The organism is Pseudomonas paraeruginosa, assembly GCF_003025345.2.
GTDB classification, from domain to species: Bacteria; Pseudomonadota; Gammaproteobacteria; order Pseudomonadales; family Pseudomonadaceae; genus Pseudomonas; species Pseudomonas paraeruginosa.
In genome coordinates this window covers 401,335-425,326 of sequence record NZ_CP020560.1, presented here as the reverse complement: position 1 = coordinate 425,326, position 23,992 = coordinate 401,335, and the positions used below count along the sequence as shown (strand labels likewise).

The following is a 23,992-nucleotide window of genomic DNA, read 5'->3' as shown; positions in this document are numbered from 1 at the left end:
TTGGCCCCCGCCCGGACCGACCACGATTACGATTTCCATGTCACGACACGGGCCGGCAGAACCGGCCCAACCGGTGAAGCTGTTTATATGGCGACGTCGAGGAAGCCCTGGTGTTGCGCCAGCGCATGCGGGCTGAACACCAGCCACGGCTGCTCTCGATGGAAGACGCCATGAATGAAGGGTTGCAGTGCCGCTTCTAGCGGCGGCAGCTGTTCGCTGAAGGTGTCCACCGGGAAGTGCTGCATGCCGAACACCTCATCGACGATGAGGCCGGCGAACACGTCCAGGTGCTCCACCACCAGCACCCGCCGCTGCTTGCGCAAGGGCGACAGTTCGGTGCCGAGGAACCCGCAGAGGTCCATGATCGGCAACAGGCGGCCACGCACGTTGGCCACTCCCCTGACCCAGGTCTTCACGCCCGGCAGCTGGGTGTAGCGCGGCTCGTGCAGGACTTCGCCGACCTCGCCCATCGGCGCGACGAAGAACCGGCCGCCCATGCGGAAGCCGATCCCGCTCCAGCTCTGCACCGCCTCCTGCTGCGCCGGCAGGCCGGCGGCCAGGCGTCGGCAGCGCTGGTCGATGTCGACGAGGAGTTGGAAGGGGGTCTGAACGTCCGACATGCGGGGCCTGGTCTTTCCGGGTCAGGATGAGCGATGCGCTGCGGCGGACTCAGCCCGCCAGCACCGCATTGATGGTTTTCAGCAGCGTCTCTTCGTCCACCGGCTTGGTCAGGTAGTCGCGCGCGCCCTGGCGCTTGCCCCAGACCTTGTCGGTCTCCTGATCCTTGGTGGTGACGATGATCACCGGAATGGCGCTGGTCTCGGCGTCCTTGGTCAGCTGGCGGGTCGCCTGGAACCCGTTGAGGCCGGGCATGACGATATCCATCAGGACCACGTCGGGCTTTTCCTGGCGCGCCAGGGCGACGCCGTCGCCGCCGTTCTCGGCCTTGAGTACCTGGTGGCCATGCTTTTCCAGCATGGCGGTCAGCTTGTACATCTCGGTCGGAGAGTCATCAACAATCAAAATACGAGCCATGGGATCCCCATCACGAAATAAGCATCAACGGCCATGCGGCCGGATATCAGGAAGCGGCGTCCAGCGGAGTGAAGCTGGGTACGTGTGCCTTGATCGCGCCCAGCAGTTCTTCCTTGCTGAACGGCTTGGTGAGGTACTGGTCGGAGCCGACGATGCGCCCCTTGGCCTTGTCGAACAGGCCGTCCTTGGAGGACAGCATGATCACCGGGGTGGACTTGAACGCGCTGTTGTTCTTGATCAGGGCGCAGGTCTGGTAGCCATCCAGGCGCGGCATCATGATGTCGACGAAGATGATGTTCGGGTGGGTATCGGCGATCTTCGCCAGGGCATCGAAGCCGTCGATCGCCGTGATCACGTCGCAACCGACCTTCTTAAGCAGCGTTTCGGCGGTGCGACGAATCGTTTTCGAATCGTCGATCACCATCACTTTCAAACCGTCGGATTGCTGTTCCATGTTCGCCCTATATCGACTCGGTGAATCATTCTTCTGTGTTTTCTTCAGTGCGCTAACGCCCTGTCACCGACGGGCTGCGACCCAATCGCGGGCCTTTTTAGCACACTCGACGCAACTCTAGCCATAATGCCCGGAACAGGCCGGCTTTTTCCTTGACCAAGCGCAAACGGGGCGCCAACCTGAGCGTCAAACCCGCTTGCCACGCGGCCTCCCCGCCGCGACCGGACAACTCACCCCCTTTCGGAGGAACCCCCATGAGCGTACGCCTCGGGATCGTCATGGACCCCATCGCGCGCATCAACTTCAAGAAGGACAGCTCGCTCGCCATGCTGCTGGCGGCCCAGGCCCGCGGCTGGTCGCTGTTCTACATGGAACAGCAGGACCTCTACCAGAAGGCCGGTGTCGCCCGTGGCCGCATGCGCCCGCTGAAGGTCTTCAACGATGCCTCCCGCTGGTTCGAACTGGAAGCGGAAAGCGACCAGCCGCTGCACGAACTGGACGTGATCCTGATGCGCAAGGACCCGCCCTTCGATAACGAATTCGTCTATTCGACCTACCTGCTGGAGCAGGCCGAGCGCGCCGGCGCCCTGGTGGTGAACCGTCCGCAGAGCCTGCGCGACTGCAACGAGAAGTTCTTCGCCACGCAGTTCACCCAGTGCACCCCGCCGACGATGGTCAGCCGTCGATCCGATATTCTGCGCGAGTTTGCCGCGGAGCATCGTGACATCATTCTCAAACCCCTGGACGGAATGGGCGGTTCGTCGATATTTCGGCATCGCGAGGGCGACCCGAACCTCTCGGTGATCCTCGAGACCCTCACCCGGCATGGCAGCCAGCAGATCATGGCGCAGCGCTACCTGCCGGAAATCAAGGATGGCGACAAGCGCATCCTGATGATCGACGGCGAAGCGGTGCCCTACTGCCTGGCACGCATCCCGGCCCAGGGCGAGACCCGCGGCAACCTCGCCGCCGGCGGCCGCGGCGTGGCCCAGCCGCTGAGCGAGCGCGACCGCTGGATCGCCGCCGAGGTCGGCCCGCACCTGCGCGAGCGCGGCCTGCTGTTCGTCGGCCTCGACGTGATCGGCGACTATCTGACGGAAATCAACGTCACCAGCCCGACCTGCATCCGCGAAATCGACCAGGCCTTCGACACCCGCATCGGCGACAAGCTGATGGATGCCATCGCCGCCCAGTTGGCTGCCCGCTGAGCCGGTGGGCGGGCCCCGGCCCGCCCGCCTCCGCCCGCTCGATGCGCCACGGCGAGCGACCGCGTGTCCAAGGCGCGGAGTGCGTCATAGACTTTTGTGCCCCCCATCGGCAGACTTCGCCCCACGCCAGCCACCACGATCCGCAATGAACACCGCCGTCCTCAAGTCCCCCTCCGCCGTTGCCGGCGTCCGCCCGGCGGACCGTTTGGGCTTCACCCTGTTCATCGCCGCCATCCTGCACGTCGCCCTGATCCTCGGTGTGGGCTTCTCCATGCCCGCGCCGAGCCAGATCAGCAAGACCCTGGAAATCACCCTGGCCACCTTCAAGAGCGACAAGACGCCGGAGAAGGCCGACTATCTCGCGCAGATGAACCAGCAGGGCAGCGGCACCCTGGAGCACAAGGCCGTGCCGAAGACCACCGAGGTCGCGCCGTTCCAGGACAACCAGGTGAAGAAGGTGGCGCCGCCGGCCACGCCGAAGCAGGCCAGGAGCGAAGAGGCGCCCAAGGCCGCGGTGACCACCACCCGCCAGCGCCAGCAGAAGGCCCCGAGCAAGACCCAGGCACAGAAGGCCGAGCAGGTCGCCAAGCCGGCGCCGCAGTTCGACTCGTCCCAGCTGTCGGCGGAAATCGCCAGCCTCGAGGCCGACCTGGCCAAGGAACAGCAGGCCTATGCCAAGCGCCCGCGCATCCATCGCCTGAGCGCCGCCTCGACCATGCGCGACAAGGGTGCCTGGTACAAGGAGGACTGGCGCAAGAAGATCGAGCGCATCGGCAATCTCAACTACCCCGACGAGGCGCGCCGGCAGAAGCTCTACGGCAGCCTGCGGCTGCTGGTGTCGATCAACCGCGACGGGACCATCTATGAGGTGCAGGTGCTGGAGTCCTCCGGCGAACCGATCCTCGACCAGGCCGCCCAGCGCATCGTCCGCCTGGCCGCGCCCTACGCGCCATTCAGCGGCGACCTGGCCGACATCGACCGGCTGGAAATCATCCGTACCTGGCGTTTCGAGCGCGGCGACCGACTGTCCAGCAAGTAGCGCGGGCAAGACTGGCTTTCTCGCGTCCGAAGCAGGACACTAGCGGCCATGAAACAGAGCAGCCCAACCTATCTCAAGCATCATTTCCTGATCGCCATGCCGCACATGGCCGACCCCAATTTCGCCCAGACCGTGACCTACCTGGTCGAACACAACGAGCAGGGCGCCATGGGCCTGGTGATCAACCGCCCCAGCGGCCTCAACCTGGCCGAAGTCCTCGAGCAGCTCAAGCCGGACGCCCTGCCGCCGGCGCGCTGCCAGCACATCGAGATCTACAACGGCGGCCCGGTGCAGACCGACCGGGGGTTCGTCCTCCACCCCAGCGGCCTGGCGTACCAGTCGACCCTGGAACTGGGCGAGCTGGCGATGTCCACCTCGCAGGACGTGCTGTTCGCCATCGCCGCCGGCACCGGCCCGCAGAAGAGCCTGATCAGCCTCGGCTACGCCGGCTGGGAAGCCGGCCAGCTGGAGGCGGAACTCAGCGACAACGCCTGGCTGACCTGCCCGGCGGAGCCGGCGATCCTCTTCGACCTGCCCGCCGAGGAACGCCTCAGTGCCGCTGCCGCGTGCCTGGGGGTCAACCTCAGCCTGCTCACCGCCCAGGCCGGACACGCCTGATGGCCGCCGACAAGCCGCTGCGCCTGCTGCTGGGCTTCGACTACGGCACCCGGCAGATCGGTGTCGCCGTCGGCCAGGCGGTCACCGGCCAGGCTCGCGAGCTGTGCGTGCTGAAGGCGCAGAACGGGGTACCGGACTGGAACCGCGTGGAAGCCCTGATCAAGGAATGGCAGCCGGACGCCATCGTCGTCGGCCTGCCGCTGAACATGGACGGCAGCCCCAGTGAAATGAGCGAGCGCGCCGAGAAGTTCGGCCGCCGCCTCAACGGCCGCTTCAACCTGCCGGTGTTTACCCACGACGAGCGCCTGACCACCTACGCCGCCAAAGGCGAACGCCTGGCCCAGGGCCAGCGCGACGGCTACCGCGAGCGTCCGGTCGACGCCCTGGCCGCCGCCCTGCTGCTGGAAGGCTGGCTGGCCGAACAGCCGAATTGACCCACGGCAGCCGGCGCCGCGCCGACCGCCGCTAAGCTTGCGCCACCGCGGGCGCCCTCCGCCCCGGCGGCCATCCCATCGATGTCAGCGAGGAGCCACCATGAGCCTACCCAACCCCGCCGAACTGCTGCCGCGCATGGCCAGCGACCTGCGCGCCCATCTCGCCGAGCGTGGCATCGAGCGGCCACGCTACGTCGGCATCCACACCGGCGGTATCTGGGTCGCCGAGGCCCTGCTGAAGGCGCTGGGCAACGAAGAACCGCTGGGCACCCTCGACGTCTCCTTCTACCGCGACGACTTCACCCGGAACGGCCTGCACCCGCAGGTCCGACCGTCGGCGCTGCCGTTCGAGATCGACGGCCAGCACCTGGTCCTGGTGGACGACGTGCTGATGAGCGGCCGGACCATCCGCGCCGCGCTCAACGAACTGTTCGACTACGGACGCCCGGCCAGCGTGACCCTGGTCTGCCTGCTCGACCTGAATGCCCGCGAACTGCCGATCCGCCCCGACGTGGTCGGCCAGACCCTGTCCCTGGGCCGCGATGAACGGGTAAAATTGGTCGGTCCCGCACCGCTCGCCCTCGAGCGCAAGGTCCTCTCCCCCGCTTCCTGATCCTCTTCACTAGGGCCTGCCCCATGCCGACAGACGCCAAGCGCCCGCTGCAGCTCAACGACCAGGGCCAGCTGCGCCACTTCATCTCGCTCGACGGATTGCCCCGCGAGCTACTCACCGAAATCCTCGACACCGCTGACTCCTTCCTGGAAGTCGGCGCCCGCGCGGTGAAGAAGGTCCCGCTGCTGCGCGGCAAGACCGTTTGCAACGTGTTCTTCGAGAACTCCACGCGCACCCGCACCACCTTCGAGCTGGCCGCCCAGCGGCTGTCGGCCGACGTGATCAGCCTGAACGTATCGACCTCCTCCACCAGCAAGGGCGAGACGCTCACCGACACCCTGCGCAACCTGGAGGCGATGGCCGCCGACATGTTCGTGGTGCGCCACAGCGACTCGGGCGCGGCGCACTTCATCGCCGAGCACGTCAGCCCCAACGTGGCGGTGATCAACGGCGGCGACGGCCGCCACGCGCACCCCACCCAGGGGATGCTCGACATGCTGACCATCCGCCGGCACAAAGGGAACTTCGAGCAGCTATCGGTGGCGATCGTCGGCGATATCCTGCATTCACGGGTGGCCCGCTCGAACATGCTGGCGCTCAAGACCCTGGGTTGCCCGGACATCCGCGTGATCGCTCCGCGCACCCTGCTGCCGGTCGGCCTGGAAGAACAGTACGGCGTGCGCGTCTTCACCAACGCCGACGAAGGCCTGAAGGACGTCGACGTGGTGATCATGCTGCGCCTGCAACGCGAGCGCATGCAGGGTGGCCTGCTGCCCAGCGAGGGCGAGTTCTTCAGGCTCTACGGCCTGACCGAGAAGCGCCTGAAGCTGGCCAGGCCGGATGCCATCGTCATGCACCCGGGGCCGATCAACCGTGGCGTGGAGATCGAATCGGCGGTGGCCGACGGGGCCCAGTCGGTGATCCTCAACCAGGTCACCTATGGCATCGCCATCCGCATGGCGGTGCTGTCCATGGCCATGAGCGGCCAGAACACCCAACGCCAGCTGGAACAGGAGGACGCCGAATGACCATCAGTATCCGAGGCGCCCGCGTCATCGACCCGGCCAGCGGCCTGGACCAGGTCGGCGATCTCCACATCGAGGCCGGCAGGATCGTCGCCATCGGCGCCGCGCCGGCCGGCTTCAGCGCCCAGAAGACCCTCGACGGCGCCGGCCTGGTGGCTGCGCCTGGACTGGTCGACCTCAGCGTCGCCCTGCGCGAGCCGGGCTACGGACGCAAGGGCAACGTCGAAAGCGAGACCCGCGCCGCCGCCGCCGGCGGCACCACCAGCCTGTGCTGCCCGCCCTACACCCGGCCGGTGCTGGACACCCCGGCGGTGGCCGAACTGATCCTCGACCGCGCCCGCGAGGCCGGCAACGCCAAGGTCTACCCCATCGGCGCGCTGACCCGCGGCTTCGGCGGCGAGCAGCTGTCGGAACTGGTGGCGCTGCGCGACACCGGTTGCGTGGCCTTCACCAATGGCCTGCATGGCTTCGCCAGCAACCGCATCCTGCGCCGCGCGCTGGAGTACGCGGCAACCTTCGACCTGACGGTGATCTTCACCTCGCAGGATCCCGATCTCGCCGAAGGCGGGCTCGCCCACGAAGGTCCGACCGCCAGTTTCCTCGGCCTCGCCGGGATCCCGGAAACCGCCGAGACCGTGGCCCTGGCCCGCAACCTGCTGCTGGTGGAACAGAGCGGCGTGCGCGCGCACTTCAGCCAGCTGACCAGCGCCCGCGGCATCGAGCTCGTCGCCCAGGCCCAGGCCCGCGGCCTGCCGGTGACCTGCGACGTGGCGCTGTACCAGTTGATCCTCACCGACGAAGCGCTGGTGGGTTTCTCCAGCCTCTACCACGTGCAACCGCCGCTGCGCACCAGGGCCGACCGCGAAGCCCTGCGCGAGGCGGTGAAGAGCGGCGTGGTACAAGCCATCGCCAGCCACCACCAGCCCCACGAGGCGGACGCCAAGAATGCGCCGTTCGCCGCCACCGAGCCGGGCATCAGCGGCGCCGAACTGCTTCTGCCGCTGGCGATGACGCTGGTCCAGGACGGCCTGCTCGACCTGCCGACCCTGCTCGCCCGCCTCGCCCACGGCCCGGCCCAGGCGCTGCGCCTGCCCGCCGGGCGCCTGGCGGTCGGCCAGACGGCCGACCTGGTGTTGTTCGACCCGCAGGGCTCGACCCTGGCCGGCGAAAGCTGGTACTCGAAGGGGCAGAACAGCCCGTTCATCGGTCACTGCCTGCCGGGGCGGGTGCGCTACACCCTGGTGGACGGGCACCTGACCCACGAGGGTTGATCCCTGCCAGCATGAAAAAGCCCGTCATCCGGCGGGCTTTTTCATCTTCGCGTTCGCGATTGCGGAGGCCTATCCGTTGCCGGGGCGGGCGCCCTCTCCCGGACGGGAGGGGCGACGATCTGCAGCAGGAGGCAGAGCCTCTGCCACCAACCCGCCTCAACGGCAGGGCGAATAACGCGGAGCGTTATCCGCCGAGGCATGCTCGCCGGAAACACCCGATGGCCGGCAGCCGCGCCGGTCGGCGCCGCTCCCTGCGGAGCCTCAGATCTTCGCCAGCGCCTGCGCCAGGTCGGCCTGCAGGTCCTCCAGCGCCTCGACGCCCACCGACAGGCGGATCAGCGAGTCACCGATGCCCAGTTCGGCGCGGGTTTCCGCCGGGATGCTGGCGTGGGTCATGATCGCCGGATGCTCGATCAGGCTTTCCACCCCGCCCAGGCTCTCCGCCAGGGAGAAGATCCGCACGTTCTCCAGGAACCGCCGGGCGCCGGCCAGGTCGCAGCGCAGGTCGAGGGAGATCATCCCGCCGAAACCACGCATCTGCCGTTTCGCCAGCTCATGCTGCGGGTGCGAAGCCAGCCCGGGATAGTACACCCGCGCCACCTGCGGCTGACGCTCCAGCCACTGGGCCAGGGCCAGGGCATTGCTGCAGTGGCGCTCCATGCGCAGCGCCAGGGTCTTCACCCCGCGCAGGGTGAGGAAGGCGTCGAACGGCCCGGAGATGGCGCCCACCGAGTTCTGCAGGAAGCCCAGGCGTTCGCGCAGGTCCGGGTTGTCGCCAACGATGGCGATGCCGCCGATCACGTCGGAGTGGCCGTTCAGGTACTTGGTGGTGGAGTGCACCACCACGTCGAAGCCCAGCTCCAGGGGACGCTGGATATAGGGACTGGCGAAGGTGTTGTCGGCCACGCTGATGATACCGCGGGCGCGGCAGAGCTGGGCGATGGCGCGCAGGTCGGTGAGGCGCAGCAGCGGATTGCTCGGGGTTTCCACCCAGACCATGCGGGTTTCCGGGGTCAGCGCGGCCTCGAAGGCCGACAGGTCGGTCGGATCGACGAAGCTGAAGCGATGCCCGGCGCTGCGCCGGCGGACCCGCTCGAACAGGCGGAAGGTGCCGCCGTAGAGGTCATTGCCGGAAACGATGTGGGAGCCGGCGTCGAGCAGTTCCAGCACCGAGGAGATCGCCGCCAGGCCGGAGGCGAAGGCGAACGCCTGGGCGCCGCCTTCGAGGTCGGCGACGCAGCGCTCCAGGGCCCAGCGCGTCGGGTTGTGCGAGCGGCCGTAGTCGAGCCCCTTGTGCACCCCGGGGCTTTCCTGGATGTAGGTGGAGTTGGCGTAGATCGGCGGCATGATCGCGCCGGTCGAGGGATCGGGGGCCTGCCCGGCGTGGATGACCCGGGTCGCGAAGGCCTGGGCCGGGGCGTCGGGGTTCTGGTCGTGCTGGCTCATGTGAGCTTTCTCCGCAAATGGTTCAACAGGTCGAAACGGGTGATCAGGCCGTGGAAGCCGCTGGCGTCGGCGACGATCGCCACCAGGCCGCGGTCGAGGACCGCCTGCAGCTCGCCCAGGCTGGCGCCGGGAGCCAGGGTCTCCGGCGCGGCGTTCATCGCGCTGCTTACCGCATCGCGGAAGCGCGGCGCATCGGCGTGCACGCCGAGCAGGATATCCGACTCGTCGATCACGCCGACCAGTTTTCCGTTGTCCAGCACCGGCAATTGCGAAACGTCGGCCAGGCGCATGCGCTGGAAGGCGGTGAGCAAGGTGTCGTCCGGGCCGACGCTGATCACCCGGCCCTCCTCGAAGCGCCGCGCGATGATGTCGCGCAGGTCGCCATAATGCTTGCGCTGGAGCAGACCCTGGTCGGTCATCCACTGGTCGTTGTAGATCTTCGACAGGTAGCGGGTACCGGTATCGCAGACGAAGCTGACCACCCGCTTCGGCACCGTCTGCTCGCGGCAGTAGCGCAGCGCCGCGGCCAGCAGGGTGCCGGTGGAGGAGCCGCCGGAGATGCCCTCGACCCGCAGCAGCTCGCGGGCCATGGCGAAGCTTTCCTCGTCGCCGATGGAATAGGCGTGGCGCACGCTGGAAAGATCGGCGATGGCCGGCACGAAGTCTTCACCGATGCCTTCCACCGCCCAGGAGCCGGGCGTTCCCAAGGTCCCGGAGCGCGAGTACTCGGCCATGATCGAGCCCTGCGGATCGGCGAGGACCATCTCCAGATCCGGCTGGACCTTCTGGAAGAACCGGGTCAGCCCGGTCAGGGTGCCGGAAGAGCCGACGCCGACGACGACGGCGTCGAGGTCGTGGCCGGTCTGCGCCCAGAGCTCCGGGCCGGTGCCGCACTCGTGGGCCAGCGGGTTGGCCGGGTTGTTGAACTGGTCGGCGAAGAAGGCCCCGGGAATGTCCTGCGCCAGGCGCGCGGCAACGTCCTGGTAGTACTCCGGATGGCCCTTGCCGACGTCCGAGCGGGTGATGTGCACCTCGGCGCCCATGGCGCGCAGGTGCAGGACCTTCTCGGTGGACATCTTGTCCGGCACCACCAGCACCACCCGGTAGCCCTTGGCGCGGCCGACCAGGGCCAGGCCGAGGCCGGTGTTGCCGGCGGTGGCCTCGACGATGGTGCCGCCGGGCCGCAGGCGACCGTCGCGTTCGGCGGCCTCGATCATGGCGACGCCGATGCGGTCCTTGATGGAGCCGCCGGGGTTCTGCGATTCGAGCTTGAGGAACAGGGTGCAGGGGCCGGTATCGAAGCGCGTCACGCGAACCAGCGGGGTATTGCCGATCAGGTCGAGCACGGCGGGGCGTGAGTCGGAAGTCATCTCTTCTCCTATCGGTGTTTCCGTACGGAGCGATACGGTGCGCGGCCTCGTGAGCCATTGCACCTATCCGTTCTGGGGCCTGCAGACCATAGGGGCTGGCGCGCGCGGGCGCCAATAACCTACAGGTAGAACGTTAGAACCTTTGGTTCCTTGCGGCCGCCGGAAGGATTCCCGCCGCCCGCCGCGACGCCCATGAAAAAGCCCGCCGGATGGCGGGCTTTCTCGCGACTGGCGACGGACCTCAGATGCGCTGCGGCCCGTTGCGCTCGGACACCTGTCCGTTGAGGGTCCAGAAATCGTAGAGCACGCCGAGGAAGAACAGGCCGCCAGTGAACAGGTAGATGATCCCGGTGATCCACTTGCCCATGTACATCCGGTGCACACCCAGTGCGCCGAGGAAGGTGAGCAGGATCCAGGCCACGTTGTAGTCCAGGTTGCCGCCCTGGAAACGGCGGTCGGCCTCGCGGTCCATCGATGGAATGAGGAACAGGTCGACGATCCAGCCGATGAAGAACAGGCCGAAGGTGAAGAACCAGATGGTCCCGGTGATCGGCTTGCCGTAATAGAAGCGGTGCGAACCGGTGAAACCGAAGATCCATAGCAGATAGCCAATGGCCTTGCTGTGGGTGTCGTGCTGCTGCGTCATGCGTCCCCCTTGTTCCATGCGGCGCCTGCGGCCGCGTCTGAGCCGCAGGGTAGCGGAGCGGCGGACGCCGCGCCAGAGCGTGCCGGCGCATGACAGTTTTGCAATTGCCTATCCTGTAGGCTGGTTCTGCCGCAACCGCCCCAGGAGCCGCCATGAGCGCCGGACACGAGCACAGTTTCGCCCAGACCAACGAAACCCGCCTGAAATGGGCCCTTTTGCTGACCGGCAGCTTCCTCGTCGCCGAGGTCGTCGGCGGCATCCTCACCGGCAGCCTGGCGCTGATCTCCGACGCCGCGCACATGCTCACCGACGCCATGGCCCTGGTCATCGCCCTGGCCGCGATCAACATCGCCAAGCGCCCGACCAACGATCGCCTGACCTACGGCTACCACCGCTTCGAGATACTCGCCGCGGCGTTCAATGCGATCCTGCTGTTCGGCGTGGCCTTCTATATCCTCTACGCGGCCTACGAGCGGCTCAGCCAGCCGGCGGAGATCCAGTCCGTCGGCATGCTGGTGATCGCCGTCCTCGGCCTGCTGGTGAACCTGGCCAGCATGCGCCTGCTGGCACCGGCCCAGGGTAACAGCCTGAACGTCAAGGGCGCCTACCTGGAAGTCTGGAGCGACATGCTCGGCTCGCTGGGGGTGATCGTCGCCGCGATCGTCATCCGCGTCACCGGCTGGGCCTGGGTCGACTCGCTGGTGGCGGTGCTGATCGGCTTCTGGGTCCTGCCACGCACCTGGATTCTGCTGCGTGAAAGCCTGCACGTGCTGCTCGAAGGGGTGCCGAAGGAAATCCAGTTGGCCGAGCTGCGCGAGGCGCTGCTGGGGATTCCCGGCGTGACCGGGCTGCACGACCTCCACGTGTGGTCGATCACCAGCGGCAAGATCAGCCTGACCAGCCACCTGGTCTACGATCCCAACCAGGTCGACGCCGAGGCGCTGCTGGGAACGGTGAAGGCGCTGCTGCACGACCGCTACGAGATCGAACACAGCACCCTGCAACTGGAAACCTCGGCCTGCGCCCAGGCCGAGGAACCACTGGCCTACTGAGCGCGGTTCAGCGGAAGCGCCGACCGGCCGGGTCGTCGTCGGTGATCTCCAGGCTCAGGCCCTGGGTCATGCTCGACAGATGGTCGGCGTCGCTTTCCGAACCGAGCTTGATCATCAGTCGCAGGTCGTTGGCCGAGTCGGCGTGGGCCAGGGCGTCCTCGTAGGTGATCTCGCCCTGGGTGTAGAGCTGGTACAGCGCCTGGTCGAAGGTCTGCATGCCTTGCTCGGTGGAGCGCTTCATCAGCGGCTTGAGCTCGTGCACCTCGCCCTTGCGGATCAGGTCGGCGGCCAGCGGGGTGTTCAGCAGCACCTCGATCACCGCCCGCCGCCCCTTGCCGTCGGGGGTCGGCACCAGTTGCTGGGCGACGATCGCCTTGAGGTTCAGCGACAGGTCCATCCACACCTGACCATGACGGTCGGCCGGGAAGAAGTGGATGATCCGCTCCAGCGCCTGGTTGGCGTTGTTCGCGTGCAACGTCGCCAGGCACAGGTGGCCGGTCTCGGCGAAGGCCACGGCGTGGTCCATGGTCTCCCGCGAGCGCACCTCGCCGATCATGATCACGTCCGGTGCCTGGCGCAGGGTGTTCTTCAGCGCCACCTCGAAGGAGTCGGTATCCAGCCCCACCTCGCGCTGGGTGACGATGCAGCCCTGGTGCTGGTGGATGTATTCGATCGGGTCCTCGATGGAGATGATGTGCCCGGTGGAGTTCTTGTTGCGGTAGCCGATCATCGCCGCCAGCGAAGTGGACTTGCCGGTGCCGGTGGCGCCGACGAAGATCACCAGGCCGCGCTTGGTCAGCGCCAGCTTCTTGAGGATTTCCGGGAGCTTCAGCTCGTCCAGGGTGGGAATGTTGGTCTCGATCCGGCGCAGCACCATGCCCACCAGGTTGCGCTGGTAGAAGGCGCTGACCCGGAAGCGGCCGATGCCGCGGGCGCTGATGGCGAAGTTGCACTCGTGGTTCTCGGCGAAATCGCGGCGCTGCTGCTCGTTCATCACGCCGAGCACGGTCTCGCGGGTCTGCTCCGGCGACAGCGGGGTCTTGGTCACCGGCATCACCCGGCCGTTGACCTTCATCGACGGCGGCACGCCGGCGGTGATGAACAGGTCGGAGCCGCCTTTCTCCACCATCAGGCGCAGCAGCTTTTCGAATTCCATGATGTTCTCGCTCACTCAGGGGCGCGCCGCGACGGCGAACCGGATGCCGGCGGGCGCCCCCGGGGAGGCGCTCGCCGACAAGGATTTGGCTGGGAATGCGCTACGGTACCGTTCTCCCGTCCTTGAATCCTAGACGCAGTTCCGGGATTCGGGCGAAGCGCGGCGGAACGGCGCCGGGATCAGAAGTTTTCCGGGATCTTCGCCTTCTCGCGGGCGTTCTCGCGGCTGATCAGGCCCTTGGCGACCAGGCCCTTGAGGCACATGTCGAGGGTCTGCATACCCAGCGAGCCGCCGGTCTGGATCGCCGAATACATCTGCGCGACCTTGTCCTCGCGGATCAGGTTGCGGATCGCCGGGGTGCCGATCATGATCTCGTGTGCCGCCACCCGGCCGCCGCCGATCTTCTTGATCAGGGTCTGCGAGATCACCGATTGCAGCGACTCGGAGAGCATCGAGCGGACCATGGCCTTTTCCTCGGCCGGGAACACGTCGACCACCCGGTCGATGGTCTTCGCCGCCGAGGTGGTATGCAGGGTGCCGAATACCAGGTGGCCGGTCTCCGCCGCGGTCAGGGCCAGGCGGATGGTCTCCAGGTCGCGCATCTCGCCGACCAGGATGATGTCCGGGTCCTCCCGCAGCGCCGAGCGCAGCGCCTCGCTGAAGCCGAGGGTGTCGCGATGCACCTCGCGCTGGTTGACCAGGCATTTCTTCGACTCGTGGACGAATTCGATCGGGTCCTCGATGGTGAGGATATGGTGGTACTTGGTGTTGTTCAGGTAGTCGAGCATCGCCGCCAGGGTGGTGGACTTGCCCGAGCCGGTCGGCCCGGTGACCAGCACCAGCCCGCGCGGCACGTCTGAAACACGTTTGAACACTTCTCCCATGCCAAGCTCCTCCATGGTCAGTACCTTGGAGGGAATGGTCCGGAATACCGCGCCGGCGCCCCGGTTCTGGTTGAAGGCGTTGACCCGGAAACGCGCGACGCCCGGCACCTCGAAGGAGAAGTCGGTCTCGAGGAATTCCTCGAAATCCTTGCGCTGCTTGTCGTTCATGATGTCGTAGATCAGCGCGTGCACCTGCTTGTGCTCCAGCGGCGGCAGGTTGATCCGGCGCACATCGCCATCCACCCGGATCATGGGCGGCAGGCCGGCGGAGAGATGCAGGTCCGAAGCGCCCTGTTTGGCACTGAAGGCGAGCAGCTCGGTAATATCCATGGGACTCCCCAATTACAAGCAAGCAGGTAGAATGCCGCCAAAGCCGCCGTCTCGGACAAGGAAAACACCGGATGACCCAGGGTGCTTCCAGGACACGCGTGGTGTCCTGCGCCGGAGGCGAAACCTCGACACTGGAACAGGAAGATGGCCATCGGGGCCGGCGGTCTCGAGGGCGTCGAGCCGACGCCGACCGCACTTCCATAGGGCGCAGGTAATGTCCACGATAGCAGAGAATATTGCAAAGGTTGCCGCGCGCATCCGTGAGGCAGCGCAAGCTGCGGGGCGCGATCCGGCCACGGTCGGGCTGCTCGCGGTGAGCAAGACCAAGCCCGCCGCCGCGGTGCGCGAGGCGCACGCGGCCGGCCTCCGCGACTTCGGCGAGAACTACCTGCAGGAGGCCCTCGGCAAGCAGGCCGAACTGGCCGACCTGTCCTTGAACTGGCACTTCATCGGCCCCATCCAGTCGAACAAGACCCGCCCCATCGCCGAGCATTTCCAGTGGGTGCACTCGGTGGACCGGTTGAAGATCGCGCAGCGCCTGTCGGAGCAACGCCCGGCCGGCCTGCCGCCCCTGAATATCTGCCTGCAGGTCAACGTCAGCGGCGAAGCCAGCAAGTCCGGCTGCGCCCCGAGGACCTGCCGGCCCTGGCCGAGGCCGTGAAACTCCTGCCCAACCTCCGACTGCGTGGCCTGATGGCCATCCCCGAGCCCACCGTCGAACGCGCCGCGCAACACGCCGCGTTCGCCCGCCTGCGCGAGCTGCTGCTGGGTCTGAACCTTGGCCTGGACACCCTGTCCATGGGCATGAGCGACGACCTCGAGGCGGCCATCGCCGAAGGCGCGACCTGGGTCCGCATCGGTACCGCCCTGTTCGGCGCGCGCGACTACGGCGCGCCGACTTCTTGAAGGAATCCTCTATGAGCACACCCCGCATAGCGTTCATCGGCGCCGGCAACATGGCCGCCAGCCTGATCGGCGGCCTGCGCGCCCAGGGCGTGCCGGCGGAACGCATCCGCGCCAGCGATCCGGGCGCCGAACAGCGTGCGAAGATCGCCGGCGAATTCGCCATCGACGTGGTCGAGTCCAACGCCGAGGCGGTGGCCGGCGCCGACGTCGTGGTCCTGGCGGTCAAGCCCCAGGCCATGAAGGCCGTGTGCCAAGCCTTGGCGCCGGCGCTACAGGCGGAACAACTGATCGTCTCCATCGCCGCCGGCATCCCCTGCGCCAGCCTCGAAGCCTGGCTCGGCCAGCCGCGCCCGGTGGTCCGCTGCATGCCCAACACCCCGGCACTGCTGCGCCAGGGCGCCAGCGGGCTGTACGCCAACGCGCAGGTCAGCGCCGTGCAACGCGAGCAGGCCGGGCAGTTGCTGTCCGCGGTGGGCATCGCCCTGTGGCTGGACGACGAAGCGCAGATCGACGCGGTGACCGCGGTGTCGGGCAGCGGCCCGGCGTATTTCTTCCTGCTGATGCAGGCCATGACCGACGCCGGCGAGAAGCTCGGCCTGTCCCGCGAGACGGCCTCGCGCCTGACCCTGCAGACCGCCCTCGGCGCGGCGCAGATGGCGCTGTCCAGCGACGCCGGGCCGGCCGAACTGCGGCGCCGGGTGACTTCGCCGAACGGCACCACCGAAGCGGCGATCAAATCCTTCCAGGCCAACGGCTTCGAAGCACTGGTGGAGCAGGCCCTGAACGCCGCCAGCCAGCGCTCCGCCGAGCTGGCCGAACAGCTTGGCCAATAAGGAGTAGTCGATGATCGGCCTCAATACCGCTGCTATCTATATCCTCCAGACCCTCGGCAGCCTGTACCTGCTGATCGTGCTGCTGCGCTTCATCCTGCAGCTGGTCCGCGCGGACTTCTACAACCCCCTCAGCCAGTTCATCGTGCGCGCCACCAAGCCGCTGCTGAACCCGCTGCGGCGGATCATCCCCGGTTTCGGCGGGATCGACCTGGCCTCGCTGGTGCTGGCGATCCTGATCCAGCTGGTGCTGATGATCCTGATCCTGATGCTGATGGGCTACGGCGTCGGCGGCTTCATCATGCAACTGCTGATCTGGTCGATCATCGCCGTCACCTCGCTGTTCCTGAAGGTGTTCTTCTTCGCCCTGATCATCAGCGTGATCCTTTCCTGGGTCGCCCCGGGCAGCTACAACCCCGGCGCGCAGCTGGTGAACCAGATCTGCGAGCCGTTGCTGATGCCGTTCCGCAAGCTCCTGCCGAACCTCGGCGGACTGGATATCTCGCCGATCTTCGCGTTCCTCGCGCTGAAGCTGATCGACATGCTGGTGATCAACAACCTGGCGGCCATGACCGGCATGCCCCAGCAGCTGAGCATCTTCCTCTGAGCTTCTACCGCTGGGACGGCGAGGACCTGCTCCTCGATTGCCACCTGCAGCCCAAGGCGAGCCGCGACGAGTTCGCCGGGCTGCATGGAGAACGCCTGAAGATCCGCCTTACCGCACCGCCGGTGGAAGGCAAGGCCAATGCCCATCTGCTGGCCTTCCTCGGCAAGGCCTTCGGCGTGGCCAAGAGCCTGGTCAGCCTGGAGAGCGGCGAGCTGAACCGGCAGAAACGGGTACGCATCCGCCGCCCGACCCGGCTGCCGGAGGAGCTGGGAATCGCCGCTCGACCCGCTTGACCGACCTTACGTGCAGGAATGTGAAGCAGGCCAATTGACGCTCCTCCGCGCCCCCGCATAATCCACGCCATCCTTCCCCCGCCGGTCCCGCGCCCTGGAGCCCCTGGATGAGCATGGAAAGACTCAGCCATCAAATCGACGCCTACGTCGCCTGGAAGCGCGAGCTGATGCGGGAGATCACCCGCTATCGCGGCTGGCTGGAGCGCAGTCGGCTGAGCAGCCCGGCGGTCGAGGCCAAGCTCGAGCGCGCCTTGCGCCAGTTGCGCGCGGACCACATCACCCTGGCCTTCGTCGGCGAGTTCTCGCGTGGCAAGACCGAACTGATCAACAGCCTGTTCTTCGCCGGCTACGGCCAGCGCATGCTGCCGTCCCATGCCGGGCGCACCACCATGTGCCCGACCGAGCTGTTCCACGATCCGCGCGCCGAGCGCAGCTATATCCGCCTGCTGCCGATCGAGACGCGCCTGGCCGACGCCAGCGTCGCCCAGTTCAAGCGCGTGCCACGGCACTGGGTGAACATTCCGCTGGACACCAGCGACCCGGAGGGCATGGCCCAGGCCTTCGCCCAGGTCGCCAAGACCAAGGCGCTGCCGGTGGAACAGGCGATCCAGCTCGGCTTCCATCCGGACGCCCTGGAAGCCGCCGACGAGCCCGACCAGGTGCGCGTCCCGGCCTGGCGCCACGCCCTGGTCAACTTCGACCACCCGCTGCTGCGCCAGGGCCTGCGGATCCTCGACACGCCCGGCCTGAACGCCCTCGGCAGCGAGCCGGAGCTGACCCTGTCGATGCTGCCCAACGCCCAGGCGATCCTGTTCCTGCTCTCCGCCGACGCCGGCGTCACCGCCTCGGACATGGAAATCTGGCAGAAATACATCCAGCCACTGCGCGAGGACGGCCACAGCAGCCTGTTCGCCGTGCTGAACAAGATCGACGTGCTCTGGGACGATCTCTCCGGCGAGCGCTTCGTACAGAACGCCATCCGCCTGATCCAGGACGGCACCGCCCGCCAGCTCGGCCTGCAGCGCGGCGACGTGCTGCCGCTGTCGGCGAAGCAGGCGCTGCTGGCCAAGGTCCGCGGCGAACCGGCGCTGCTCGAGCGCAGCCGCCTGGACCGCCTGGAAGCGCTGCTCTGCGAGCGCATCGTCGCGCAGAAGGAGGCGCTGCTGGAGAACGCCGTGCTCGGCCAGGTCCTCGGCCTGCTGCACAACAGCCAGCACCTGCTGCGCCTGCGCCTGGAAAAGGTCGAGGAACAGCGCGCGCTGCTCGACGACAAGCAACGCGACAGCGGCCAGCTGCTGTTCGAACTGACTGCGAAGACCAAGGACGACCACGGCCGCCACCACCGCCGCCTGCTCAACCTGAAGACCAACCAGCGCCTGTTGCAGCACCAGGGTGCGACGCTGCGCGAGACGATCCGCAGCGAGCGCATGGAACAGCACCTGCAGAAGGTGCGGCGCAACCTCAACGGCAGCCTGACCACGGTCGGCATCAACCAGGCGATCCTGGCGTTCTTCCGCGCGGTGGAACACGACCTCGACAACCTCGAGCACGAGGCCGGCATGGCCAACCGCATGGTCGCCGCCATCTACCGCCGGCACAACGAGGAGAACCCGCTCTACGCCCTCGACGCGCCGCAGCTGCGGGTCCAGCGCTACCAGCACGAACTGTTGCAGCTGAAGAAGAAGGGCGACCAGTTCCGCCTGCAGCTGAAGACCGTGCTCACCGAGCAGCGCCTGCTGACCCGGCGCTTCTTCGCCACCCTGGTGCAGGAAGTGGTCGGCCTGTACCAGCGCCTGCGCGAGGAAACCGAGCGCTGGGCCGGCGACGCGCTGCTGCCGCTGATGCAGCACACCCTGGAGAACAAGCAGTTGCTCGAAAGCCACATGCTCCGCCTCAAGGGCCTGGCCCAGGAAACCCAGCAGGTGCGCCAGCGCAGCCAGGCCTTCGCCGGGTTCGCCGAGGAACTGCAGGAACAGATGCGCGAAGCCGGCGACATCCTCCGCCAGTTGCGCCGGCCCTCGCCCCTGCAGCGCCAGGCCAAGGTGGTCAACCTGCCCGGCTCGCAGCGCGCCTGAACCCCGCTCCCGCGCCGCGCGCCTGCGCGCTTGCCGCTGGGGGCGACGCTCTTTAGACTGGCGCCCTCCTTTGTTCGAGAGCAGGGTCGATGCCCACAGTCTTCCCCGACGACTCCGTCGGTCTGGTCTCCCCCCAGACGCTGCACTTCAACGAACCGCTCGAGCTGACCAGCGGCAAGTCCCTGGCCGAGTACGACCTGGTGATCGAAACCTACGGCGAGCTGAACGCCACGCAGAGCAACGCGGTGCTGATCTGCCACGCCCTCTCCGGCCACCACCACGCCGCCGGCTACCACAGCGCCGAAGATCGCAAGCCGGGCTGGTGGGACAGTTGCATCGGTCCGGGCAAGCCGATCGACACCCGCAGGTTCTTCGTCGTCGCCCTCAACAACCTCGGCGGTTGCAACGGATCCAGCGGCCCCGCCAGCATCAATCCGGCGACCGGCAAGGTCTACGGCGCGGACTTCCCGATGGTCACGGTGGAAGACTGGGTGCACAGCCAGGCGCGCCTGGCAGACCGCCTCGGCATCCGCCAGTGGGCCGCGGTGGTCGGCGGCAGCCTCGGCGGCATGCAGGCGCTGCAATGGACCATCAGCTATCCCGAGCGCGTCCGTCACTGCCTGTGCATCGCCAGCGCGCCGAAGCTGTCGGCGCAGAACATCGCCTTCAACGAAGTCGCCCGGCAGGCGATTCTTTCCGACCCGGAGTTCCTCGGCGGCTACTTCCAGGAACAGGGCGTGATTCCCAAGCGTGGCCTCAAGCTGGCGCGGATGGTCGGCCATATCACCTACCTGTCCGACGACGCCATGGGCGCCAAGTTCGGCCGCGTACTGAAGACCGAGAAGCTCAACTACGACCTGCACAGCGTCGAGTTCCAGGTCGAGAGCTACCTGCGCTACCAGGGCGAGGAGTTCTCCACCCGCTTCGATGCCAATACCTACCTTTTGATGACCAAGGCGCTGGACTACTTCGACCCCGCCGCCGCCCACGGCGACGACCTGGTGCGTACCCTGGAGGGCGTCAAGGCGGACTTCTGCCTGATGTCCTTCACCACCGACTGGCGTTTCTCGCCGGCCCGTTCGCGGGAAATCGTCGACGCCCTGATCGCGGCGAAAAAGAACGTCAGCTACCTGGAGATCGACGCCCCGCAAGGCCACGACGCCTTCCTCATGCCGATCCCCCGGTACCTGCAAGCCTTCAGCGGTTACATGAACCGCATCAGCGTGTGAGGACCCGATGCGCGCCGATCTCGAAATCATCCAGGAATGGATTCCCGCCGGCAGCCGCGTCCTCGACCTCGGCTGCGGCGACGGCGAACTCCTGGCCTGGCTGCGCGACCACAAGCAGGTCAGCGGCTACGGCCTGGAGATCGACCCCGACAACATCGCCCGTTGCATCGAAAACGGGGTGAACGTGATCGAGCAGGACCTCGACAAGGGCCTAGGCAACTTCGCCAGCGACAGCTTCGACGTGGTGGTGATGACCCAGGCGCTACAGGCCGTGCACTACCCGGACAAGATCCTCGAAGAGATGCTGCGGGTCGGCAAGACCTGCATCATCACCTTCCCCAACTTCGGCCACTGGCGCTGCCGCTGGTACCTGGCGCGCAACGGCCGGATGCCGGTCTCCGAGTTCCTGCCGTATACCTGGTACAACACGCCGAACATCCATTTCTGCACCTTCCAGGACTTCGAGCGCCTGTGCCGCCAGTTGCGCATGCGCGTGCTCGACCGCCTCGCCGTGGACCGTGACCACCGGCATGGCTGGGCCAGCCGGCTGTGGCCTAATCTATTGGGAGAGATCGGTATCTACCGGGTCACCGGGCCCGGAGTACAGACCCGCAGCCTCGCCGTCTAGGAACGCGCCGGGCTGCGGGCCAGGGCCGGGCGCCCCTCCGCTCGTCCTCGGGAGAGCGCTGCCGAAGCCGGCCAAGGCCGCCGGCAGCAGACCATGGACAACCTCCATGCCACCTTTCAGGAGAACCACATGCGCCGCTTCACCGCTTTCGTCCTCGGCCTCTGCCTGAGCCTGCCGGTCCTCGCCGAGCAGGTGCAGCGCTTCGGCGACCTGGACGTCCACTACAACGTGTTCAACTCCAGCTTCCTCCAGCCCAACGTGGCCAGCGCGGTCGGCCTGGTGCGCAGCAAGGCGCAGGGCGTGATCAACGTGGTGCCGATGGAGAAAGGCAAGCCGGTGGAGGCCAGCGTGACCGGCTCGGCCAGGGACCTGACCGGCAAGGTCATTCCCCTGGAATTCCGCCGCGTCAGCGAGGAAGGCGCCATCTACAACCTGGCGCAGTTCCCGATCAGCCAGCGCGAGACCCTGGTCTTCACCATCAAGGTCGAGGCCAAGGGCGAACCCGCGCAGACCTTCAGCTTCAACAAGGAAATCTTCCCGGACGAATGATCAAGCTCGAACAGCTGGTGCTGGCCAGTCACAATGCCGGCAAACTCAAGGAACTCCAGGCCATGCTCGGCGCCAGCGTGAAGGTGCGCTCGATCGGCGAGTTCAGCCAGGTGGAGCCGGAGGAAACCGGTCTTTCCTTCGTCGAGAACGCCATCCTCAAGGCGCGCAACGCCGCGCGCATCTCCGGCCTGCCGGCGCTGGCCGACGACTCCGGGCTGGCGGTGGACTTCCTCGGCGGCGCGCCGGGCATCTACTCGGCGCGCTACGCCGACGGCCGGGGCGACGCGGCGAACAACGCCAAGCTGCTGGAGGCCCTGAAGGACGTCCCGGACGCCGGGCGCGGCGCGCAGTTCGTCAGCGTGCTGGCGCTGGTGCGCCACGCCGACGACCCGCTGCCGATCCTCTGCGAGGGCATCTGGGAAGGCCGCATCCTCCGCGAAGCCCGTGGCGCCCATGGCTTCGGCTACGACCCGCTGTTCTGGGTGCCGGAACGCGACTGCTCCAGCGCCGAGCTGGCGCCCGAGGAGAAGAACCGCCTCAGCCACCGCGCTCGCGCCATGGCCCTGCTCAAGCAGCGCCTGGGCCTCTGAGCCGCAGCCGCCGGCTGCCGCCCCCGGGCGGCGTCGGCACGGCGTTTCGTCCGGCCGCCTTGGAGGTTGGCCGAACTCATGCCACGATAGCGCCCCGAAACCGCCCCCACCCCGCCCCGCCGTGACCCAAGCCGCCCCGTTCCAGCTCCCGCCCCTGGCCCTGTACGTGCATATCCCCTGGTGCGTGCGCAAGTGCCCGTATTGCGACTTCAACTCCCACGCCGCTGGCCCGGAGCTACCTGAAGAGGCCTATGTCGACGCCCTGCTCGCCGACCTGGAGCAGGACCTGCGCCATGTCCATGGTCGGCGCCTGGGTTCGATCTTCTTCGGCGGCGGCACGCCCAGCCTGTTCTCGGCCAAGGCCCTGGGCCGGCTACTGGAAGGCGTCGAGCGCAGGGTCGGCTTCGCCGACGGCATCGAGATCACCCTGGAAGCCAACCCCGGCACCTTCGAACAGGCCAAGTTCGCCGACTACCGGCGCCTCGGCATCAACCGCCTGTCCATCGGCGTGCAGAGCTTCCAAGCCGACAAGCTGCAGGCCCTGGGCCGCATCCACGACGGCGACGAGGCCGTGCGCGCCGCCGACATGGCGCGCCAGGCCGGCTTCGACAACTTCAACCTCGACCTGATGCACGGCCTGCCCGGGCAACGCCTCGACGACGCCCTGGCCGACCTGCGCCAGGCTCTCGCCCTGGCCCCTACGCACCTCTCCTGGTACCAATTGACCATGGAGCCGAACACGGTGTTCTGGAGCCAGCCACCGGAGCTGCCCGAGGACGACATCCTCTGGGATATCCAGGAAGCCGGCCAGGCCCTGCTCGACGAACACGGCTACCGCCAGTACGAGACCTCCGCCTACGCCCGCGACGGCCTGCGCGCCCGGCACAACCTGAACTACTGGAGCTTCGGCGACTTCCTCGGCATCGGCGCCGGCGCCCACGCCAAGCTGAGCGCGCCGGACGGACGCATCGCGCGGGCCTGGAAGACCCGCCTGCCGAAGGATTACCTCAACCCGCAAAAGGCCTTCCAGGCCGGCGAGCGCCCGCTGGAGGCGGCCGACCTGCCATTCGAGTTCATGATGAACGTGCTGCGCCTGGTCGACGGCGTCCCCGCCGCGCTCTACCCGCAGCGCACCGGCCAGCCGCTGGCGGCGCTCGCCGATGCCTGCGCCGCCGCGCGCGACGCCGGGCTGCTCGCCGACGATCCGCAGCGCCTGCGCCCCACCGAACGCGGCCAGCTGTTCCTCAACGACCTGCTGCAACATTTCCTGCCGTGACGACGGATGCACGCCCATCCGTGCCGACAGGCAGGTAAACTCCGCCGACCGACACGCCGATTCGCTACAAGGAACCCTCGATGGATTACGCGCTGGACCTGATCGCCACCCTGTCGCGCTGGAGCCGCAGCCACCTGTCGGACATTTCCCTGGCCATCATGGCAACCCTGCTGGTGCTGTTCGGCCCGGCGATCAACGCCTGGGTACAGCAGCGCATCGGCAGCCTCAACTTCGTCTTCCGCACCCTGCTGTTCGTGCTGATCTGCGCGGTCGGCTACGGCCTGGCGATGGTCTTCGTCACCCCCTGGCTGGCCAAGGGCCTGGGCTACTTCAACAACTACACCCTGGCGCCCGTGCTCCTGCTAGTGTTCTTCGTGATCGGCATGATCGCCGATCGCAGCTGAGCCCCCGGTCTCCCGGCGGCCAGC

General features: G+C 67.3%; 26 protein-coding genes and 1 pseudogene. 19 read left to right on the top strand and 8 right to left on the bottom strand.

What is annotated here, in order from left to right; all coding sequences use genetic code 11:
- Positions 1–83: 83 nt before the first annotated feature.
- Genes B7D75_RS02060 through pilG form a run of 3 tightly spaced genes read right to left on the bottom strand, consistent with a single transcriptional unit; the run spans position 84 to position 1,489 of the window.
- Positions 84–620: a chemotaxis protein CheW gene (locus tag B7D75_RS02060; RefSeq protein ID WP_003148849.1), complete on the bottom strand. Its 537-nt coding sequence runs from the start codon at positions 618–620 to the stop codon at positions 84–86.
- 49 nt (positions 621–669) lie between these two features.
- Positions 670–1,035 (bottom strand): twitching motility response regulator PilH, encoded by a 366-nt coding sequence (gene pilH / locus B7D75_RS02055; RefSeq protein ID WP_003084587.1) that lies wholly within the window; start codon positions 1,033–1,035, stop codon positions 670–672.
- Positions 1,036–1,081: 46 nt separating this feature from the next.
- On the bottom strand, positions 1,082–1,489 hold the full coding sequence (gene pilG, locus B7D75_RS02050; RefSeq protein ID WP_003148848.1) for a twitching motility response regulator PilG: 408 nt from the start codon (positions 1,487–1,489) through the stop codon (positions 1,082–1,084).
- A gap of 254 nt (positions 1,490–1,743) precedes the next feature.
- On the opposite strand from pilG, the gene gshB reads away from it, so the two are divergent.
- The 7 genes from gshB to B7D75_RS02015 all read left to right on the top strand — a co-directional run bounded on the left by gshB (position 1,744) and on the right by B7D75_RS02015 (position 7,697).
- On the top strand, positions 1,744–2,697 hold the full coding sequence (gene gshB, locus B7D75_RS02045; RefSeq protein ID WP_012073999.1) for a glutathione synthase: 954 nt from the start codon (positions 1,744–1,746) through the stop codon (positions 2,695–2,697).
- Between the two features lie 145 nt (positions 2,698–2,842).
- Positions 2,843–3,736, top strand: a complete 894-nt coding sequence (locus tag B7D75_RS02040; RefSeq protein WP_043099040.1) for an energy transducer TonB — start codon at positions 2,843–2,845, stop codon at positions 3,734–3,736.
- Between the two features lie 48 nt (positions 3,737–3,784).
- The gene (locus tag B7D75_RS02035) at positions 3,785–4,354 is read left to right on the top strand and encodes a YqgE/AlgH family protein (RefSeq protein WP_043099042.1); all 570 of its coding nucleotides are present in this window, start codon (positions 3,785–3,787) and stop codon (positions 4,352–4,354) included.
- Complete coding sequence (gene ruvX, locus B7D75_RS02030; RefSeq protein ID WP_034080818.1) at positions 4,354–4,788, top strand: Holliday junction resolvase RuvX; 435 nt, start codon at positions 4,354–4,356, stop codon at positions 4,786–4,788. The genes B7D75_RS02035 and ruvX overlap by 1 nt, the downstream gene beginning before the upstream one ends.
- Before the next feature lie 100 nt (positions 4,789–4,888).
- Entirely contained in the window at positions 4,889–5,401 is a 513-nt protein-coding gene (pyrR, locus tag B7D75_RS02025; RefSeq protein WP_003157749.1) for a bifunctional pyr operon transcriptional regulator/uracil phosphoribosyltransferase PyrR, read from the top strand.
- A 23-nt stretch (positions 5,402–5,424) separates the two neighbouring features.
- Positions 5,425–6,429: an aspartate carbamoyltransferase catalytic subunit gene (locus B7D75_RS02020; RefSeq protein WP_003157750.1), complete on the top strand. Its 1,005-nt coding sequence runs from the start codon at positions 5,425–5,427 to the stop codon at positions 6,427–6,429.
- Positions 6,426–7,697 (top strand): dihydroorotase, encoded by a 1,272-nt coding sequence (locus tag B7D75_RS02015; protein WP_033999668.1) that lies wholly within the window; start codon positions 6,426–6,428, stop codon positions 7,695–7,697. The genes B7D75_RS02020 and B7D75_RS02015 overlap by 4 nt, the downstream gene beginning before the upstream one ends.
- A 261-nt stretch (positions 7,698–7,958) precedes the next feature.
- On the opposite strand, the gene B7D75_RS02010 is transcribed toward B7D75_RS02015, so the two are convergent.
- The 3 genes from B7D75_RS02010 to B7D75_RS02000 all read right to left on the bottom strand — a co-directional run bounded on the left by B7D75_RS02010 (position 7,959) and on the right by B7D75_RS02000 (position 11,159).
- On the bottom strand, positions 7,959–9,143 hold the full coding sequence (locus B7D75_RS02010; protein WP_034080815.1) for a cystathionine gamma-synthase: 1,185 nt from the start codon (positions 9,141–9,143) through the stop codon (positions 7,959–7,961).
- Entirely contained in the window at positions 9,140–10,513 is a 1,374-nt protein-coding gene (locus tag B7D75_RS02005; protein WP_058136540.1) for a pyridoxal-phosphate dependent enzyme, read from the bottom strand. The genes B7D75_RS02010 and B7D75_RS02005 overlap by 4 nt, the downstream gene beginning before the upstream one ends.
- A gap of 241 nt (positions 10,514–10,754) precedes the next feature.
- Positions 10,755–11,159 (bottom strand): NINE protein, encoded by a 405-nt coding sequence (locus B7D75_RS02000; RefSeq protein ID WP_003155375.1) that lies wholly within the window; start codon positions 11,157–11,159, stop codon positions 10,755–10,757.
- 152 nt (positions 11,160–11,311) lie between these two features.
- Between B7D75_RS02000 and czcD the strand changes: the two genes are divergently transcribed.
- Positions 11,312–12,211: a CDF family zinc transporter CzcD gene (gene czcD, locus B7D75_RS01995; RefSeq protein ID WP_012073995.1), complete on the top strand. Its 900-nt coding sequence runs from the start codon at positions 11,312–11,314 to the stop codon at positions 12,209–12,211.
- A 7-nt stretch (positions 12,212–12,218) separates the two neighbouring features.
- Here czcD and pilU read toward each other — a convergent pair whose 3' ends face one another.
- Together pilU and pilT are read right to left on the bottom strand one after the other, a co-directional pair.
- Positions 12,219–13,367: a type IV pilus ATPase PilU gene (pilU, locus tag B7D75_RS01990; protein ID WP_033999672.1), complete on the bottom strand. Its 1,149-nt coding sequence runs from the start codon at positions 13,365–13,367 to the stop codon at positions 12,219–12,221.
- 179 nt (positions 13,368–13,546) lie between these two features.
- Complete coding sequence (gene pilT, locus B7D75_RS01985) at positions 13,547–14,581, bottom strand: type IV pilus twitching motility protein PilT (RefSeq protein ID WP_003084552.1); 1,035 nt, start codon at positions 14,579–14,581, stop codon at positions 13,547–13,549.
- A gap of 214 nt (positions 14,582–14,795) precedes the next feature.
- Here pilT and B7D75_RS01980 point away from each other — a divergent pair.
- From B7D75_RS01980 to B7D75_RS01930, 11 genes and pseudogenes are all read left to right on the top strand, one after another.
- Positions 14,796–15,487, top strand: a pseudogene (locus tag B7D75_RS01980) (YggS family pyridoxal phosphate-dependent enzyme).
- Positions 15,488–15,498: 11 nt separating this feature from the next.
- Positions 15,499–16,320 (top strand): pyrroline-5-carboxylate reductase, encoded by an 822-nt coding sequence (proC, locus tag B7D75_RS01975; protein ID WP_034080813.1) that lies wholly within the window; start codon positions 15,499–15,501, stop codon positions 16,318–16,320.
- Between the two features lie 10 nt (positions 16,321–16,330).
- On the top strand, positions 16,331–16,924 hold the full coding sequence (locus tag B7D75_RS01970; protein WP_003155373.1) for a YggT family protein: 594 nt from the start codon (positions 16,331–16,333) through the stop codon (positions 16,922–16,924).
- The gene (locus B7D75_RS01965; RefSeq protein ID WP_031628111.1) at positions 16,921–17,217 is read left to right on the top strand and encodes a DUF167 domain-containing protein; all 297 of its coding nucleotides are present in this window, start codon (positions 16,921–16,923) and stop codon (positions 17,215–17,217) included. The genes B7D75_RS01970 and B7D75_RS01965 overlap by 4 nt, the downstream gene beginning before the upstream one ends.
- A gap of 107 nt (positions 17,218–17,324) precedes the next feature.
- Positions 17,325–19,292: a dynamin-like GTPase family protein gene (locus tag B7D75_RS01960; protein ID WP_107113693.1), complete on the top strand. Its 1,968-nt coding sequence runs from the start codon at positions 17,325–17,327 to the stop codon at positions 19,290–19,292.
- Between the two features lie 89 nt (positions 19,293–19,381).
- Positions 19,382–20,521: a homoserine O-succinyltransferase MetX gene (gene metX / locus B7D75_RS01955; RefSeq protein ID WP_034080810.1), complete on the top strand. Its 1,140-nt coding sequence runs from the start codon at positions 19,382–19,384 to the stop codon at positions 20,519–20,521.
- A gap of 7 nt (positions 20,522–20,528) precedes the next feature.
- Positions 20,529–21,149: a methionine biosynthesis protein MetW gene (gene metW / locus B7D75_RS01950; protein WP_003155370.1), complete on the top strand. Its 621-nt coding sequence runs from the start codon at positions 20,529–20,531 to the stop codon at positions 21,147–21,149.
- A gap of 129 nt (positions 21,150–21,278) precedes the next feature.
- Positions 21,279–21,698: a DUF4426 domain-containing protein gene (locus B7D75_RS01945; protein ID WP_012073992.1), complete on the top strand. Its 420-nt coding sequence runs from the start codon at positions 21,279–21,281 to the stop codon at positions 21,696–21,698.
- A complete protein-coding gene (gene rdgB / locus B7D75_RS01940; RefSeq protein WP_012073991.1) occupies positions 21,695–22,288 on the top strand; it encodes an RdgB/HAM1 family non-canonical purine NTP pyrophosphatase in 594 nt (197 codons plus the stop codon). Before B7D75_RS01945 ends, rdgB begins: the two co-directional genes overlap by 4 nt.
- Positions 22,289–22,409: 121 nt before the next feature.
- On the top strand, positions 22,410–23,564 hold the full coding sequence (hemW, locus tag B7D75_RS01935) for a radical SAM family heme chaperone HemW (RefSeq protein WP_107113692.1): 1,155 nt from the start codon (positions 22,410–22,412) through the stop codon (positions 23,562–23,564).
- 80 nt (positions 23,565–23,644) lie between these two features.
- Positions 23,645–23,968, top strand: a complete 324-nt coding sequence (locus B7D75_RS01930; RefSeq protein ID WP_003084525.1) for a DUF3392 domain-containing protein — start codon at positions 23,645–23,647, stop codon at positions 23,966–23,968.
- The last annotated feature ends 24 nt before the right edge of the window (positions 23,969–23,992 follow it).

Excerpts from the sequence above, each read along its gene's own strand:
- B7D75_RS01930 (WP_003084525.1), top strand. The coding sequence starts at position 23,645 with ATGGATTACGCGCTGGACCTGATCGCCACCCTGTCGCGCTGGAGCCGC.
- pilU (WP_033999672.1), bottom strand. The coding sequence starts at position 13,367 with ATGGAATTCGAAAAGCTGCTGCGCCTGATGGTGGAGAAAGGCGGCTCC.
- pilH (WP_003084587.1), bottom strand. The coding sequence starts at position 1,035 with ATGGCTCGTATTTTGATTGTTGATGACTCTCCGACCGAGATGTACAAG.
- B7D75_RS01945 (WP_012073992.1), top strand. The coding sequence starts at position 21,279 with ATGCGCCGCTTCACCGCTTTCGTCCTCGGCCTCTGCCTGAGCCTGCCG.
- pilT (WP_003084552.1), bottom strand. The coding sequence starts at position 14,581 with ATGGATATTACCGAGCTGCTCGCCTTCAGTGCCAAACAGGGCGCTTCG.
- B7D75_RS02060 (WP_003148849.1), bottom strand. The coding sequence starts at position 620 with ATGTCGGACGTTCAGACCCCCTTCCAACTCCTCGTCGACATCGACCAG.
- B7D75_RS02035 (WP_043099042.1), top strand. The coding sequence starts at position 3,785 with ATGAAACAGAGCAGCCCAACCTATCTCAAGCATCATTTCCTGATCGCC.
- metX (WP_034080810.1), top strand. The coding sequence starts at position 19,382 with ATGCCCACAGTCTTCCCCGACGACTCCGTCGGTCTGGTCTCCCCCCAG.
- B7D75_RS02010 (WP_034080815.1), bottom strand. The coding sequence starts at position 9,143 with ATGAGCCAGCACGACCAGAACCCCGACGCCCCGGCCCAGGCCTTCGCG.
- ruvX (WP_034080818.1), top strand. The coding sequence starts at position 4,354 with ATGGCCGCCGACAAGCCGCTGCGCCTGCTGCTGGGCTTCGACTACGGC.
- pyrR (WP_003157749.1), top strand. The coding sequence starts at position 4,889 with ATGAGCCTACCCAACCCCGCCGAACTGCTGCCGCGCATGGCCAGCGAC.
- B7D75_RS01970 (WP_003155373.1), top strand. The coding sequence starts at position 16,331 with ATGATCGGCCTCAATACCGCTGCTATCTATATCCTCCAGACCCTCGGC.
- pilG (WP_003148848.1), bottom strand. The coding sequence starts at position 1,489 with ATGGAACAGCAATCCGACGGTTTGAAAGTGATGGTGATCGACGATTCG.
- B7D75_RS02040 (WP_043099040.1), top strand. The coding sequence starts at position 2,843 with ATGAACACCGCCGTCCTCAAGTCCCCCTCCGCCGTTGCCGGCGTCCGC.
- metW (WP_003155370.1), top strand. The coding sequence starts at position 20,529 with ATGCGCGCCGATCTCGAAATCATCCAGGAATGGATTCCCGCCGGCAGC.
- B7D75_RS02000 (WP_003155375.1), bottom strand. The coding sequence starts at position 11,159 with ATGACGCAGCAGCACGACACCCACAGCAAGGCCATTGGCTATCTGCTA.
- gshB (WP_012073999.1), top strand. The coding sequence starts at position 1,744 with ATGAGCGTACGCCTCGGGATCGTCATGGACCCCATCGCGCGCATCAAC.
- czcD (WP_012073995.1), top strand. The coding sequence starts at position 11,312 with ATGAGCGCCGGACACGAGCACAGTTTCGCCCAGACCAACGAAACCCGC.
- rdgB (WP_012073991.1), top strand. The coding sequence starts at position 21,695 with ATGATCAAGCTCGAACAGCTGGTGCTGGCCAGTCACAATGCCGGCAAA.
- B7D75_RS02015 (WP_033999668.1), top strand. The coding sequence starts at position 6,426 with ATGACCATCAGTATCCGAGGCGCCCGCGTCATCGACCCGGCCAGCGGC.
- B7D75_RS02020 (WP_003157750.1), top strand. The coding sequence starts at position 5,425 with ATGCCGACAGACGCCAAGCGCCCGCTGCAGCTCAACGACCAGGGCCAG.
- proC (WP_034080813.1), top strand. The coding sequence starts at position 15,499 with ATGAGCACACCCCGCATAGCGTTCATCGGCGCCGGCAACATGGCCGCC.
- B7D75_RS01960 (WP_107113693.1), top strand. The coding sequence starts at position 17,325 with ATGAGCATGGAAAGACTCAGCCATCAAATCGACGCCTACGTCGCCTGG.
- B7D75_RS02005 (WP_058136540.1), bottom strand. The coding sequence starts at position 10,513 with ATGACTTCCGACTCACGCCCCGCCGTGCTCGACCTGATCGGCAATACC.